This window comes from Flavobacterium frigoris (assembly GCF_900111075.1).
In the GTDB taxonomy this organism is placed as follows: Bacteria; Bacteroidota; Bacteroidia; order Flavobacteriales; family Flavobacteriaceae; genus Flavobacterium; species Flavobacterium frigoris.
On record NZ_FOFZ01000016.1, the window covers coordinates 1 to 15,670 of the forward strand.

15 protein-coding genes, 2 tRNA genes and 1 rRNA gene are annotated in these 15,670 nt (G+C 33.9%); 4 read left to right on the forward strand and 14 right to left on the reverse strand.

Annotated elements, in window-relative coordinates:
* The 3 genes from rrf to BMW63_RS15475 all read left to right on the forward strand — a co-directional run.
* Positions 1–92 (forward strand): 5S ribosomal RNA (gene rrf, locus BMW63_RS15465); the annotation flags it as partial.
* Positions 93–155: 63 nt separating this feature from the next.
* Positions 156–228: transfer RNA gene (locus BMW63_RS15470), tRNA-Phe, on the forward strand.
* Between the two features lie 6 nt (positions 229–234).
* Positions 235–320: transfer RNA gene (locus BMW63_RS15475), tRNA-Leu, on the forward strand.
* Positions 321–1,090: 770 nt separating this feature from the next.
* On the opposite strand, the gene BMW63_RS15480 is transcribed toward BMW63_RS15475, so the two are convergent.
* The 7 genes from BMW63_RS15480 to BMW63_RS15510 form a co-directional block, all read right to left on the reverse strand.
* Positions 1,091–1,810, reverse strand: coding sequence for a DUF4369 domain-containing protein (locus BMW63_RS15480; protein WP_074724368.1), 720 nt, complete (start codon positions 1,808–1,810; stop codon positions 1,091–1,093).
* Positions 1,811–1,933: 123 nt separating this feature from the next.
* Positions 1,934–3,796 (reverse strand): M61 family metallopeptidase, encoded by a 1,863-nt coding sequence (locus BMW63_RS15485; protein WP_074724369.1) that lies wholly within the window; start codon positions 3,794–3,796, stop codon positions 1,934–1,936.
* A gap of 111 nt (positions 3,797–3,907) precedes the next feature.
* Positions 3,908–4,186 carry a DUF2805 domain-containing protein gene (locus tag BMW63_RS15490; RefSeq protein ID WP_074724370.1) on the reverse strand — a complete coding sequence of 93 codons (279 nt, stop codon included), beginning with the start codon at positions 4,184–4,186 and terminating at the stop codon, positions 3,908–3,910.
* A gap of 112 nt (positions 4,187–4,298) precedes the next feature.
* The gene (locus BMW63_RS15495) at positions 4,299–5,135 is read right to left on the reverse strand and encodes a sterol desaturase family protein (RefSeq protein ID WP_074724426.1); all 837 of its coding nucleotides are present in this window, start codon (positions 5,133–5,135) and stop codon (positions 4,299–4,301) included.
* 87 nt (positions 5,136–5,222) lie between these two features.
* Positions 5,223–5,576, reverse strand: a complete 354-nt coding sequence (locus tag BMW63_RS15500) for a DoxX family protein (RefSeq protein WP_074724371.1) — start codon at positions 5,574–5,576, stop codon at positions 5,223–5,225.
* Between the two features lie 79 nt (positions 5,577–5,655).
* Positions 5,656–6,555 (reverse strand): EamA family transporter, encoded by a 900-nt coding sequence (locus tag BMW63_RS15505; protein WP_074724372.1) that lies wholly within the window; start codon positions 6,553–6,555, stop codon positions 5,656–5,658.
* A gap of 68 nt (positions 6,556–6,623) precedes the next feature.
* Positions 6,624–7,148: a DUF1501 domain-containing protein gene (locus BMW63_RS15510; RefSeq protein WP_074724373.1), complete on the reverse strand. Its 525-nt coding sequence runs from the start codon at positions 7,146–7,148 to the stop codon at positions 6,624–6,626.
* A gap of 301 nt (positions 7,149–7,449) precedes the next feature.
* On the opposite strand from BMW63_RS15510, the gene BMW63_RS15515 reads away from it, so the two are divergent.
* On the forward strand, positions 7,450–9,567 hold the full coding sequence (locus BMW63_RS15515) for a TonB-dependent receptor domain-containing protein (protein ID WP_074724427.1): 2,118 nt from the start codon (positions 7,450–7,452) through the stop codon (positions 9,565–9,567).
* 131 nt (positions 9,568–9,698) lie between these two features.
* On the opposite strand, the gene BMW63_RS15520 is transcribed toward BMW63_RS15515, so the two are convergent.
* The 7 genes from BMW63_RS15520 to BMW63_RS15550 form a co-directional block, all read right to left on the reverse strand.
* Positions 9,699–9,998, reverse strand: a complete 300-nt coding sequence (locus BMW63_RS15520; RefSeq protein ID WP_074724374.1) for a type II toxin-antitoxin system RelE/ParE family toxin — start codon at positions 9,996–9,998, stop codon at positions 9,699–9,701.
* A complete protein-coding gene (locus tag BMW63_RS15525; protein WP_083380523.1) occupies positions 9,988–10,221 on the reverse strand; it encodes a hypothetical protein in 234 nt (77 codons plus the stop codon). Before BMW63_RS15525 ends, BMW63_RS15520 begins: the two co-directional genes overlap by 11 nt.
* Before the next feature lie 224 nt (positions 10,222–10,445).
* The gene (locus BMW63_RS15530) at positions 10,446–10,835 is read right to left on the reverse strand and encodes a DUF2721 domain-containing protein (RefSeq protein WP_074724375.1); all 390 of its coding nucleotides are present in this window, start codon (positions 10,833–10,835) and stop codon (positions 10,446–10,448) included.
* Positions 10,836–10,986: 151 nt separating this feature from the next.
* Positions 10,987–12,444 (reverse strand): FAD-dependent oxidoreductase, encoded by a 1,458-nt coding sequence (locus BMW63_RS15535; protein ID WP_074724376.1) that lies wholly within the window; start codon positions 12,442–12,444, stop codon positions 10,987–10,989.
* Positions 12,445–12,930: 486 nt separating this feature from the next.
* The gene (locus BMW63_RS15540) at positions 12,931–13,458 is read right to left on the reverse strand and encodes a DUF4833 domain-containing protein (protein WP_074724377.1); all 528 of its coding nucleotides are present in this window, start codon (positions 13,456–13,458) and stop codon (positions 12,931–12,933) included.
* A 350-nt stretch (positions 13,459–13,808) separates the two neighbouring features.
* Positions 13,809–14,402 carry a hypothetical protein gene (locus tag BMW63_RS15545; protein ID WP_074724378.1) on the reverse strand — a complete coding sequence of 198 codons (594 nt, stop codon included), beginning with the start codon at positions 14,400–14,402 and terminating at the stop codon, positions 13,809–13,811.
* 389 nt (positions 14,403–14,791) lie between these two features.
* Positions 14,792–15,634, reverse strand: coding sequence for an ADP-ribosylglycohydrolase family protein (locus BMW63_RS15550; RefSeq protein ID WP_074724379.1), 843 nt, complete (start codon positions 15,632–15,634; stop codon positions 14,792–14,794).
* Positions 15,635–15,670 lie beyond the last annotated feature (36 nt).

The window sequence follows — 15,670 nt, forward strand, 5'->3', positions numbered from 1 at the left end:
GGGGCTCACCTCTTCCCATCCCGAACAGAGTAGTTAAGCCCGCCTGCGCAGATGGTACTGCAGTTATGTGGGAGAGTATGTCGTCGCCTTTCTTTGAAAACCCTGTTCTAACGAACGGGGTTTTTTATTGATACTCATTAATAGTAAAGATTTAGGGTACCTTAGCTCAGATGGTAGAGCAATGGACTGAAAATCCATGTGTCCCTGGTTCGATCCCTGGAGGTACCACATTATGCTCGGATGGTGAAATTGGTAGACACGCTGGACTTAAAATCCAGTGAACAGCAATGTTTGTGCGGGTTCAAGTCCCGCTCTGAGTACTAAAAACTTCGATTGGCTAGCGCTAATTGAAGTTTTTTTTATACGAAATTTTAGTTCGTATTTTTAAATATGTAAGAATCTTAATTATGAAGGATTGTAACTAAAACCTATTGAGTAGTAAAAATTCAGCATAAATATTAGTTATTCCAAAACGGGAAAATTTAATATTTCTCAGTCCTATATATTGAGGTCTAAAATCTTCTGTTTCAGAAAAAAAAAATCGGTGGAGTATTTAGCCGTCCGTTGTCATCGTAATTTATTATTGTATGACAATGGTTAGTAAAAGTTTTAGTGATTGTATTGAATTGTTTAATTCTAGATTGATGGTATTTGATGTATTTTGCAAAACTTAAGCATTAAAGTTCGTCTTTTCAAAGATATATGGTAGCTTTCGTGATAGATATTTGGTTCTTTATTATCGATAGATACTTCAAATAGTGGTTAAGGTCATTTCTTTTGTTTACCTTTTTGAAAAATTATTTTTACTATCTAGTATTAGATATGAGAATTCGACATTATGTATGTCAAGTTTATTGAAAATATTCGGGTATTGACAGTTTTGATATCAAGTTTCAAGGAGCTAATTAAATAAGTTTTGTGGTTTTTTTATAAATAAATGTGCGGATATCAGTATATTTAATATAAAAAAAGGAGTAAAAACTTTACTGTTTTTACTCCTGGGTATTTTTTTTAAAAGACTTTATTTCAGAATCCTTAATACATTTTAAAAGTTGTTTATACGAGTTTAGTATTAATAAAAATAGATGGTCTACTTGTTTTGTTCTTGATTTTTAACCGCAGCTACATATTTAGTTAGTTTCTTTCCGTAAAGAGATTGTGCTACTTTAGGCGTCATTGATTTTTGAATAGTATCAAGATACTTAAGATTGATATCATAGATATCAGATAAAGTAACGTACGGAGCTACTTCATAATCCTTGTTGTTAATGGCAAAGTTGGTTGCATACAAATACCTTCTTTTTGTGTTAGCATCTTGTTTAGCACTTAGGCTATCTATTGCTTTTGTGTTTTTAGTTTTGATCGCATTGAATTTTTGTTCAAGTAAGCTTAAGTTGTCATCTCTAAAACGAGAACTGATTTTTCTATACTCCTCATATAACTCTTGATTTTTAGAACCAGTTATTTTTGCTCCTGAAAGGAAGGAGTCCAAGTTCGTATCTATGTTTATATTTCCAGGCTCGGCAAAAAATAGTAAGTTATTGTCTAATGAATTGCTTACTCCTCTGTCTATAAATAGGTAAAGCATTTCAGGTGATTTTAAATCGATATCGCTTTCAAAAGCAGAGCTACCGTCTATTTTAATTGTATCTATAGCAACAAGAGCGCTGTCAACTATTCTTTGAATATATAAGGTACCTGTTTTTAGACCTTTAATATTTCCGGTGACGTGTAAGTTGGTTTTTGATTCATTTTTAGCACAGGATGCCAAAAGTAGTAACAAAACGAAAGCAAGAATTGATTTTTTCATTGATTAAATATTTTGCTGCAAAATAAAGAAAATTGTTGGAAAGTTTAGTGGCTTACTTAGGGTAATTTCATAAAAAACTCCCAATCTATTTCTAAATTGGGAGTTTTTGCCTGATTTTTATTTTTATCCTTTCAACCAAGCTTCTCTTAAAGCTTTTTTTGTTATATCGGTGGCGTTAAGAGCTTCTTTTTCTTCATATGGAAGTTGTATCTTTCCTTTTAAAACCTGTTCAACTCCATTGCGTTTTATTTTAACAGTAATAGCTTCGTTTTCTTTCCAGTTTTGACTTTCGCCAATCATATCGTAGATGTTGTCCAAGGAATAGGGTTTGTCGTTGATAGCCATTATAATATCGCCTCCTTTAAGATCTAACGCCGTATAGAAAGGATTTAGTTCGATATTCGGAATAACAACAATTTCTTTGGTCTCTGGATTTACAGTGATGTACGGTACTTGTCCTTTTAGGAATACATTGCCAGGAGATTTTACGGTAGATTTTGTAACGCCAACTTTTGCAAAGTAAGTTTCGTATGGAATAGGAGTGGTTCCGGCTACATAAGTTGCAAGGAAAGCACCTACTTCAGGGTAGGTTAAAGAGGTAATTTTAGCAAAAAGTTCGTCGTCGTTAAATGGTTTTGAAGGACCATATTCAGTTGAAAGTTTTTGCATCAAATCAAGAATTCCTCTTTCACCGTTGCTTTTTTCTCTAATAATAATATCCAAACACATTCCTATCAATGATCCTTTTTGGTATACGTTGATGTATTGTTCTTTGTATGGTTCTTTAAGGACATTGGTACTCATTGTGGTAAAAGACATGGTGTCGTTCATCTTCGCTGCACGTTCCATTTGGTCTGAAATACGATTGTAAAAATCTTCTTCAGTGATTAAACCTTGGTTGATTTGGAAAAGGTTTGCAAAATATTCGGTAACTCCTTCGTACATCCATAAATGAGATGACATTTTTGGATCATTATAATCAAAATATTGAATTTCTTTTGAATGAATGCTAAGCGGAGTTACAATATGAAAAAATTCATGGGATACTACATCCATCATCGATTTCACCAATTCTTCTTTTGGCATTAATTCTGGTAAAACAACTGTAGTGGCTGTAGGATGCTCTAAAGCTCCAAAACCTTTTGCGTCATTTTCTTGCATGGACGATAAATACAATAATACACTGTATTTTTTAGTCGCATTTATTTTACCTAAGAAGGTCTTTTGTGCCGTCATCATCGTTTTCATCTCTGGTGTAATGCTTTCGGCAGTTACTTTTCCAGAAGGAGAATAAACGCTAATAAGGATTTCCATTCCGTCAACAGTAAATGTCGTGTAGTCTGGTTTTGAATACATAATTGGGTTTTCTACCAATTCAGCATAACGAGATGTAATAAAAGTATCTGCAGTTGTGCTGGCATCTAAGTCAGTCATTGAAGTAGAACCCCAAAGTATGGCAGGGTGAGTAATAGTAACTTTGTAGGGAATTGACATGAAGTTTGTGAAGTAACCTACAAAGCAATGCGTATTTAACATTATGTTTTTCCCAGCATCGATATTTGATCCTGCTGGAGAAAAAACATCCTCATCGCCAAATTTTGTCCCTTTCTCCGTGTCAAAAGAATCATTTACTAAATAGGTAATTTTGTCCAGAGTTTTTGCTTTTGAAATGGACCAAGAATTAACGTCAATTTTTTTTACAACTAGTAAATTTCCTTTTGTATCATACGCTTTTAAATCTTCGATATATCTACCGTAGTTGTCTTCTGAGTAGGTTCCTGGAACTGTTTTAGGAATGTGATACGTAATTTCATCTGTTTTTATTGAAGGTGCGTTTACAGTTACCATTACCTGGTCATTTGTTATTACATCCAGATTAATTGCGACTTGAACCTGCTCTTTTGTTGCTGCAGTCGGGACCGAATTGGCAGTTTTACAACTCCAAAGGACCGATGTGAATGCAAATGCAAAAATTATTTTTTTCATGATCGATATGATTTTTGATGTTAGTCTATCAAAAGGCAAGAATGTTACATATTTTGAGTAGAGAAATTTTCGCAAAAAAAAACACCCTTATTTAGGGTGTTCTCTAATTGGTTAGTCCAATTTGTTTTTGATATAATATTTACCATCCAAGTCTTCATCAAAATCATCGATTTTAATGGGTTTTGGTTTTGGCTTATTTGCAGTAGCTTTCTTTTTCCACATCTCAAATTTCTCTGCCGGCATCTTCTTTTTCATTATTTCCAAAACTTCTTTTTCGACCAAACCAAATTCCTTTTTAATAATTTCAAAAGGATTTTTTTCCTCTAAGGCCAATGTAACAAGTTTTTCTGTTTGTTCCCAGGTTAATTCTTTGCGGTTACTCTTTTTCATCACGTGAAAATTAATTCAATTTGTTTTTAATGATTAATATAATTGATTCTAAATTAGATAGAACAATATTAATAAAAATATAATTACTTATAACGATAAAAGCGATTTTTTTTTATGGTGTGTAATTCTTTTCTGGGGAACGCTGTTTTTGGAAAGGAATTTTTAATAAATTCTTCAATTTATTGTGTTCCTCATTCTTCATATGGGTGTCAATTCCATATACAATTTCTTCTTTGGGAAGTGTTCTGAATGTCCCGAAAAGACGGTCCCAAACGGAGAATATATTTCCGTAATTACTGTCAGTATAGGGTAATTTATAATGATGGTGTACTTTGTGCATGTCTGGGGACACAATTAAGTAGCTCATGATAGTGTCCCATTTTTTTGGTAAGGCAATATTAGCATGGTTAAATTGAGTTGCAATTACTGATAGCGTTTGGTATAAAAATACCATCCACATCGGACTTCCCACGATTAAAACGCCTAGAGTGGTAAAAACAAAACGGATAATACTTTCGCCGGGATGATGTCTGTTAGCGGTCGTCGTATCTATCCAGGTATCGGTATGGTGTATTAAATGGAAACGCCATAAAAATTTGGTTTTATGTTCAACTAAATGTACCAGATAAGCTCCTATTAAATCTAATAACAACAAACCGATCAGTGTATACGACCATAATGGAATTTCAGGGAGCCATTGAAGAATTCCAAAATCATTTTTAATCGTCCAATCAGCTGTTTTTAGTAAAACGAAAGCCAATAGAAAATTAATAACAATGGTCGTTAAAGTGAGGAATATATTGATACCGGCATGGTGCCATTTCTTGTACTTAAAGTTGAAAAGCGGGAAAGCATTTTCGATTAACCAAAAAATTGTAATTCCACTTACCAATATTAAACTCCTGTGCGAGGAGGGTATGGTCGAAAAATAATTAATTACTTCATTCATAATGCTACTGTTTATTCCAAAAATAGTCATTTTTTAGATATAACAAGTTAGCAAAAAATTAATTGTTAATCACATTGATTCAAAGCATTAGGTGTATTGATATCCCCAATAAATCAAAACAAGTTGTAATGGCATGCGTAATAATAAAATCCACTTTGGAAGACCCATTCTCACCTTTTCATCTTGGTACATATAGATATGAGTTGGGAAAACGGCAATTAACAATACGATAATTCCCCAAGCTGCGTAGCTGGAAAGAGTAGGGATAATTAGTGCTATTCCTAAAATTATTTCGGCACATCCGCTTAGGATATTTAATAACTTAGGATTAGGAAAATAAGGGGGGATGATTTTTTGATACATTCTAGGGCTTCTAAAATGATTGATTCCTGCTATCGTGTAAATAAAAGCCATTAGATAAAGGTGCCATGGAAAAGTCATAATAATAGAAGATTAAAGTGATTTGTACGACGAATTTAAGGATATTAATTGTTTGTTTAGCTCGATAATTAAAATAGAATCACTTTTTTCGGCCAGTAAGGTTAATATTCATGATTATTATTGCAATAATAATAAGGATAATTCCAAACCACTGAATTGGTTTTACATCTTCGTTTAATAAGACAAAAGCCATCATTACGGATACTGGTAGTTCAAGTGCCGAAACAATACTTCCTAAACCAATACCAGTAAGTGGAAATCCTGCGTTCATCAGCATTGGTGGAATAATAGTTCCAAAAAGGGCTAAAATAATTCCCCATTTTAGAAAAATCTCAAAGTTAAATGGAGTGATTTGCGTAGCGATCGAAAATGAAAATACAATTATTGCACCACCAAGAAGCATATACAAACTGCGCTGTGCCGAAGAAATATTAGTTGCGACACTATTAGCAGTGAACATAGTCGTGGTAAAAGACGCTGCTGCCAACATACCCCACATGATGCCATGCCAATCTAGCTTAACTTCATTTTGAATTAGATTTGTTGCTAATACAGTTCCAATCAGTACAATAATTACGGACACTATTTTTTGAGTAGAAGGAAGCTTCTTTTCTAAAATCATTTCGAGTAAAACACCCATCCAAACGGTTTGCATCAACAATACAATACCTATAGAAACAGGAATATATTTTACAGCCAAATAATAGAAAACGCTTGTCATTCCAAGAGAAGTTCCAGCAAGCATTAGATGAAAAATGTTTTGGCGAGATGCTTTTATTGCAGTGTTTTTGTTTTTTATTTTTTGGAACAAATTAATAAGTAATATTCCTAGAATACCCAATACAAACTGGGAAGTGGTAACTTCTGCAGTGGTGTATCCTTCATTATAGGCCATTTTTACAAAAGTGGCTAGCATACCATAACTGGTTGCACCAAAACCCACTAAAAAAACTCCTTTTAAAACATTATTATTTGACATTATTTATTTTTTTGAGGGGCAAAGGTACGCTTTCAACTGTAACGCAACTTTAGAGGAGTCATTATTTTTTAAAATAAGTCGTTTACTACAGGATTTTTAATTCCAATGGAGCTGGGGTTGAAGTTTAATTTGTCTTGTAATATGGTAGCATACACACTTCTAAAATCAATCTGATGTTTTAAATCGCCTTGTTGTAAGGTGGAAATATTGGGGTTGTTTGCAATTATTTTTCCTTTATCGCTTCCGCCAATGATGAACATAGGAGCGGCAGTTCCATGATCTGTGCCGTTTCGATTGTCTTTTACTCTTCGTTCAAATTCTGAAAAAACAACAATAGTTACATTCTGATGCAGTTTAGCATTCTTCATATCAGTGTAAAAACCAAACAAAGGATCGTTTAACTCCGACAATTTGTTTTTATGAATGGCCAATTGATTATCATGCATGTCAAAACCGCCAAGGGAGGTATAATACACTTTCGAGTTCAGGTTTCCTTTAATTAAGCGGCATATCCAAGCTAGATTTTTCCCTAAGCCCGTTTTGGGATACGAGTTTTCTTGGTTGGCTTGCGCCAAAGCTTTCTGGATTTGCACAGAACCTTCTACGGCTGAATTGGCTATTTTTCGAACAAAATCTAATTCGGGTTTTTCAGATAGTTGATTACTTTCTTCCTTACCGTTTCTTATTTTTGAATTTCTCGGGATCTTTGACAGTTATGGCATTTCATCTTTTAGAGATAAGTTATCGATGTTGTCAATGTTGATTCCTGCAGCACGAGTGTTGTGTATTTTAAATCAAAAAAGGTTTAATACTTAATTGATCTAACTTTTTATTTAATAAAGTTGTAACAACTAATGGATAACGTTGACTTATGGAATATCTGATACAAAAAAAATGAAAAAAATATATTTGGTTGCTTTGATAGCTATAGGAAGTTTTTCTACACTTTCTGCTCAAACAACACCTGAAAAAGCTCCAGAGAAAACGACGGAGTTAAATGAGGTAGCAATTATAAAAACCAAGAAAGCGATAGAGCAAAAAGCGGATCGTACAATCTTTGATTTTGCGGGACAAGCTAGCTTGAATACAGGTTCCGTTTTAGAAGGAATTAAAAAACTACCTGGTCTAATAGCTTCAGATATTGCTGGAATGATGTACCAAGGAAAACAACTAGACGTTTTTATGGATGGAAGACCGCTTAATATTTCTACGACAGAATTGAATGCCTTTTTAGAAGGAATGCCTGCAAATGCTATTGAAAAAATCGAAATTATCACTCAACCAGGTGCTGAGTTTCCCGCGACTTCTGGCGGAGCGATTTTGAATATCATTACAAATAAAAACGCTAAGAATTACTTGAGTGCTACTTATACTAACAGTACAAGTTTTACGAGTTATAATGATGTACGCTGGAGAATGAACAATAGTTTGTTGTTGAGTGCTAAAAACAAGTATTTTGGATGGCAATTGAATGTAGGTCAGAATTATAGAGAAAGTGCGATTTGGACTTCTCTTGAGAAAGAAGAAAACGGTATGACTTCATTACTGTCAAGAACCGATGCAGACCGTATAGGGCGAAATAATTTTATTAAATCGGCATTGACATTTGATATTGGCAAAGACCGTTTGTTATTGAATTATGATTTAACTCAAAATAATAATGATAGTTATACTTTAGGCAACGGGCCCGGTTTTACAACTAATGATGCCTCAGTAAGTAAGGGCTTGCGCCAAGATGCGGTAGTCACTTACCAGAAAAAATTTGAAAACACGGCCAAAAAACTCGAGTTTAAATTCAACTACAATAACAATACAAATGATTTTGAATTAAGTCCGATTGGAAATCCGACTTCGACTTTAGATAATTCCTCAAACCAAAATTTGTACAACTTCAAGTTTGATTATTCGCAGCCTATTAAATTCTCTGATGAAGGGAAATTAAGTTTTGGTAGTTTGTATGAAGAATTACTTTTTGATGCTTCTAGTAAAGGCGTTACCAATTTAGATTACAAACGAAGAACTGCGGCATCTTATTTAGAAGTGCAATCTAAGTTTGATAAAGTTAATTTTATTCTTGGTGGTCGAGCCGAAGATTATAATATTACGGGTAAAACAAATACAACTGAATTAACAGCGTTTAAGCAGTTTCGCTTTTTTCCAAATGCAAGTGCTCAGTATAATTTTAATAATTCGATCTATTTTAATGTAAATTATAATAAAAAGATAACGTTGCCAAGTACATCAGCATTGAACCCAAACAACACCAATTATCAAAATCCAAACATTGATTATTCAGGTAATCCAAACCTGCAACCTACAATTTTTGATAATTATGAGGTGAAGTTAAGTGCTTATGATTATGCATTTATTAGTTATAATATTAGTTCGGCTAAGAATCAAGTCATCAATAGAGTGACGCTTAATAATGATTTGGTAGTAAATAGCAACGAGAATATTCCGGAGATAAAGATTCATAATTTTAGTGTTGGTATGCCCATTCCGTATATGTTGTTTACTAAAGGACTTGCCGAAACCATGAAAATGAATGTTAACCCAGATACGATGAACTTTTTATATGTGTATGCGGGCTATCAATACCATCAAATTCCAAATGTAGATACTAATGGATTCTGGATGTTTAATTTCATGTCGCAAATTGTATTACCAAAACAGATAAAATTTGTTGCTAATTATAATTACATTATTCCAAGAGGGAATTATTTTTATTTCATTGCGGTTAAGCCTTTCAGAAATGCCTTGGATTTAAGTTTTTCTAAGAAATTTATGAAAGATCAATTAACACTTTCAATTTATGCGGACGATGTATTGAATTCGAATGAAAGTGCTTTTAATTCTTACCAAACACCATTACTGATTAGTAATAAAATGGATACGAGAAAATTTGGCTTTAGCCTGAATTATAAGATTCCAACGAAAAACAAGTTGGCTAAAGAAAATCCAAACTTATTGAATAAAGATAAAAAAGAAGATAACGGGATTTTAAACCAATAGTTGTCTTGATTGAGACAAAAAAGAGCTGTGAAATATATTCACAGCTCTTTTTTATTTATGTGGTTTTATTGGAATTAAATTGAAGTAAGATAAACAAAAGCCATATATATTTCTCGCTTACAATAGTGTTTCTATTTAATTGGATAGGTATTGTCATTTTGATAGGTATTAAAAACGGCGTTTATAAAAACAGTTTTCGAAGGTTCGTCAACTATAAAAAAGGCGATGCACGGAAACTTATCAAAAGGTAAAAATCTATAATTATTATCATGAAATTGGTAAAATGGGTTCTTCTGTAAAGCTTTATAAGCTCTTCTATAATCGACTAAAAAATCAAGAGCTACTTTTTTATTTACTTCTTTAACATAATATTCTACCGCATCCTCTACGTTTTTTAAAGCAATAGGCGATACAATAACCTTATAGCTCATATTTAGTTTTTAAGTCGGCGTATGCTTTTTCTACATCAGTATATGATTTAGGTTTTAATACCAGTTGACTGTCTAAAGTTTCTTGTTGTTCATCGGTTAGTATATATGGTTTAGCTGAAGAACTCATTAAAGCCTTTATTTTTTCTACTATTGAATAATCTTGAATTTGTGTAATCCAATTGATAATATTCAACTTTTCATTTTGTAATTGCTGTGAATTCATTTTGTTTATTTTTAAATCTTAGACTTATACAAAGTTACCAAAAAAAAACAGTCATTTTTAAACTGCTTTGTTTTAAGTAGGTTAACAAATACAATTTAAGATTTTTCACCAGATCTCAGCTACTATTTGTGAGTAAATGGTAACTTTTCAAATCGATGCTGTAAATTAAGTGGTATTAAAAACAAATCGTGTGCTGTGTTTAGAATATAGTTTTTTTTCTAAAATTAAGAGATTAAATCACTTAAATGTACTTGTAAGGCTTTTACAGAAATACTGATTTCCCAGAAAGAAAGTGCTAATGAAACCAGTAAGCTTAGTAAGCTAAACCCAAAAAAATATAGCCCAGCTATTTGAAAATCAAAAAACAATAACAGCATTGCAAAAACCGACAAGAACAAACTAAGCACGCCAAAAAGTTGCATATAGCGGATTAGTGTTAATCGCAAGTTGAGGTTTTTAATTTCGATTAAAATACTTTTGTTTTCTTGTTCATCATAAGTTTTCTTCAAGCTTCTAACAATTGTAGCAATGGTCAAAAAACGATTGGTATACGCTAAAAGTATAAGTGAAGTAGCTGAGAATAATAAAGCTGGAGTTTCTATGTCTAGTGTCATTTGTAGTAATTGATTGGTAGGTTTGAATTACCAAATTTCGATAAACTTTTCCGGATAACTACTTTTTTGTATAAAAAACTCACTGAATAGAAATGGAGGATATGATAGGAAAACGCTGTAGGTATCAGTAGCAGGGTTGTTATTTGTCTAATTATTCTTTTTTTCTCGTTAGACAACGTCCTCTAGGTTCATCTCCTTCATGGAGCACAATTTCAGAATGCAAGAACTGTGCAGCTTCTGCTGAATGTTTTACTTTGATTGCACTGCGTTCTAACATTTCTGATTCAAAATCGTTTAATACACTTTCCCTTATTCCAGCTTCTCGCCAATTTGATGAAGGTCGGCATTCTTTTGTGATTCTTCGAGCCAGCGACAAAGCATCCAACAGCGCTTGATTTGCACCTTGGCCTTTAAATGGACTCATGGGGTGCGCCGCATCACCAATTAGCGTCATTTGTCCGTTCTTTTCCAACAATTCTTTATTGAGTAATTCTCGGTCATATACGGGATAACCAGAAACTTGCGATTCTAGAGTCGCCGCTAAAATCTGCGGAATTGGATCGTGCCATTGTGTTCTGCGACAGGCTTCTTCTTTAAGTGGTTTAGGGCCTTGTGCACTCAAAGCTTTAGCGTCTTCTTCCGGCATAGGGAAGCTCAATTGCCACATCACCGATTCTGAATCATATGGCATGATGTAGATTCGCTCATTGCCATTGGCAGTTTGGAATACGGTCGCCGAGTCTAACAAATCGCTTTCAATACCACCGAGCGCGCTCAAAGGACAAATACCCAATATCACAATACAATCTAGGTAACGCAAAGGGGTAACGTCATCACCAATTAGCAACTTGCGCACTGTACTACGAATACCATCGGCTCCAACGACAAGATCTGCCTTGGCGCGCTGAATCTCTCCGTTTACTTCAAAGCTTAGATCAACAGTTCCGTCCTCCGTTTTTTTAATATCTACTAACTGGTGTCCCCACTGCACAGCTTCATGTCCGCCGAGTTGTTCCAGCAGTGCTAAGCGCAAAGACTGTCGTGCGATATGTACATTGGTACGCTTGGGAGATTTCTTTGAATCGTTCTGTATCCATTTTCTCATTCCCCATTCTCCAATTGTGTTTCCATCTGTAGTATGAACCAGATGTCTAGTGGAAACCACTCCTTCTTCTAATGAGAATATACCCAATCCCTCGATCGCTTTACTCGCTTGTTGTAAAGTAAGTCCGTAGCCCTGAGATCGAGCCTCAAAACCGTTATCGCGTTCATAAAGAGTAAACGGAATTCCGCGGTGTAAACAGGCCACAGCCAGAGCCACTCCGCCTATACCGCCACCAATAATACCTACATGTGGATAGTTTTCTGTATCTGCTATAGGAGGACTTGCAGCAGGAACCAAACCAGATCCGGAACAGCGTAAGCAAGAATCGAGGTGTGCCTTAGGACGAATAGGAGCTGTTCCTTCGCCATTTGATTTTTCAAATTGTTCGACTGCTTTCTGGTACTGGAGTCGGACTTTTTTATTGATTCGGCGGCTTTTTTTGCCCTGCCCCTTACATTCCTGACAAATAGTCCAGCTAGTAGTTGTGTTTTCTAGCTTTTTCACTTCTTTTTATTTAAATAATAGTTATGAAGTTCTGGAGTCATTAGATTAGTTTTTAGGAATGGAATTTAACAAAGATAGTACGGATTTTTTAAACATATAAGTCATGTAAGTTTTTGTTTTGGGCAGGTTTGATACGTTTGGTTATTTATAGAAGCGCATCTAAGTTTTGTTTCGCAAAGATTCTCAGAGGAAACGCAGAGGATCGCCGCGTTTTTTTTAACATATAAGTCATATAAGTTTTTGTCTTGCTGACATTATATACGTTTGGTTAGTATGTATGGGTATTTAAGTTTTGTTTCGAAGGGATTAGGAAAAGTTATTATAATATAATTTTATAGCTTTTCTCGATTCGAATGCTAGTGGGAGGATGCAGTTCTTGATAAATAAACATAAACCTCTGTTTGCTATTACTTTTACATGGTATTTAAGTAGGTTGTATTTTTAATCCAAGCATCTTTAATGGAATAAATGAAGTGCTATAGGAATTTATTTAATTATAATTTTTTCTGTTATAGGTTTGCCGGAATTATAATCTTTACCAAAAAACAGTACGTATTCTGCTTTTGCTTTGAGGCCCAAAAGTCCCTCTTTAAGTTGGACAAACATCTTGTCTAAATACAATTTGTGCTTATTTACGGTGACATATACTCTAGCTCCTTCACTTTCATTATAAGTAAGATAGAAATATATTTTTTCTGAAGCAGCAAGGTGTAATTTTAATAAATTAGGTTGGGATTCTTCTAGAATCATCCCATAAGCTAATCTTTTTTGTATACTAGATAAAGGTTTCTGTATTCCTTTTTCAGTGTAAACTATTTGATACTCGTTAATTGGTTGAGACGAATCAATAGTCCCGCCTTTTATATTAGCATCATACACGTATGTATTGTGGTTATTACTATGTTGAATATAAAATAAACGTGTCGTTGTTTTTGTAGGTTCTGGATAATTACTTTGTGAAAAGCAGCTATAAGAGCAAAAAAATAGATAAAAAAAAGAAAAGATAACTTTCATGGTGATTAACAGTTTTTTTGTGGTCCTTCTTTTTAAGGAATTGTTGGATTTAAAATGGGCACGACGTTTTTTGGCTTTTCGAGAGTTTACAGATTTTAAAAACCGCGTATGTTCTGCAAAACGAAAATACGAAAAATTAAGGTAGTCAATAAAAAAGTGGACTTGAAATCCTTCAATAATCTCAGTTGCAAAGACTACAACTAGTTATCTTATTTAAGTAGGTACTCGTGGTCGACAAGCACCATAATACTTAGACAAACGAGCACAAGATGGACACTGTCCTGAAACTTCGGTATATAAATCGGTCATATCGTTGTGGTAAGCTATTGTTTATATCCAAGCAGAAGAACTTAATTAAAGATTTTAAAATCAAAGGCTAATTTTTTAGAGTGAATTAAGATGCGCCAATTGATGAAAAACAAACAAAATAGCATCACAAATCCCAAAACAAAACTAGCAATAGACTGCCATGAAAAAATATTATCAATGATACTTTGTTGGTTTTCGGACGCAAATTTCCCTAAATGTAAAGCAATAGAATCACTAGTAAATTTCCCTACTAAGAAAGGAGCAATGATATAAAGTGGTTTTATTTTTGAAATCCCTCCACCTAAGAAAAGGGGTGTGGTAGGAAGAGGTAACAAAGAATAAGCAAGCACCACTAAAATACCTTTCCATTTATTTTGGTTCATTTTATCTCCAAGAAACTTAATATCTTCATTTTTAGAAGCCTTTAAATATTTGTTTGCCATTAACGGAGTATATAAAAGAAGAATAGACCGACCCAAAACCGAACCTACAACTCCAATGACAATCACTGCCCAAACATTTAAATCAAAAAGAATTTGAAGAAATACCATTATTGTAAATGCTGGAGCAAACGGAAAAGGGACTATGTCAAATAATAGAGCGCCCAAAAAAACTAATAGATATTGCCACCACATGTGTTCGGAATTTTATTTTTATTGACCAGTTAATGAAGCAAGTAGTGCTCCTTTTTTGTGCCTGACCAATGAACGTCTAAATTACAATTAAAATTGTTGTGATATTGAAATAGTTTTTGGAGGTTATAAGTTACAGCGATAGAGGTTTGTTTCGACTGTATTGTAAAAGGTAATTGGAATATGCGTTGACAATATGATCGGTAGGAGCGGGACGCTCGCGCTAACAATGTTTGAAATTAGGATAATAACAAACGTAGTGTTGTGAGGATAGAATTAGAATACGGGCACGAGCGGGACGCTCGCGCTATGGGAACACTTTCCAGAAGCTTCACGAGTAAATAGGCCCTATTTGCTTCTAGCCCTATAGCTGGGGCTAAAGTAAATTTTTTCTATCTCAATTCTTTGATTTTTCCTGCTATTTCATGGTATTCGTAGCTAACTTCACGATAGAAATTATTAATTACGTTAATTATATCTAATGGTAATTTACTAAGAGTTTCTTTAATGATCCACTCTGGTATTTCGTGATAATAAGCTTCAGCAATAGAACCAGTTATATTGGCTAATGTACTGCTATCCCCTCCAATTGATATTGCATTTCTGATAGCATCCTCAAAATCCACGCTTTCAAGGAAACATATAATTGCTTCGGGAACGGTGTCTTGGCAGGTCTCATTATACTTGTAGTTCACTCTTAAAAAATCAACAGAGTTGTTGAGGTTATATTTGAATTTCGTTTCAACAAACTCACGCAATTTCGTTTTGTCTTTTTCAGTTCGAGCCATTACAATAAGTGCTGCAATTGCTTGCGCTCCTGTCACTCCTTCAGGGTGGTTATGTGAAACGGACGTAACGAACTCAACTCGCTTCATTGCTTGCTCAATAACTTTTGAAAAATCTCCAATAGGAGAAATCCTCATTGCAGCTCCATTTCCATAACTATTGTACGGTATGAAGTCAGTATAGTAAACGTTGTTAAAAGACTCCATCCACTTTTTAAAACTATTACCATAACTTTTATTAGGATATTTTTCAAACCAAGCATGAAAGTATCCCACCAACCTCGCTTGTGAAGGTATGCTATCTGATAGAATAAAATCAGCGATAGCAACTGTCATAACTGTACCATCAGTAAATGTGCTTTCTTTTTTGAAAAACTCAAAATTCTTGTTTTTTAAGTTGTCGTATTTGTAAATAGAGCCTACGATATCTCCTATTATCGCACCTATCATATTTTTTTATTTCATTACTAATTATAATTATATAGG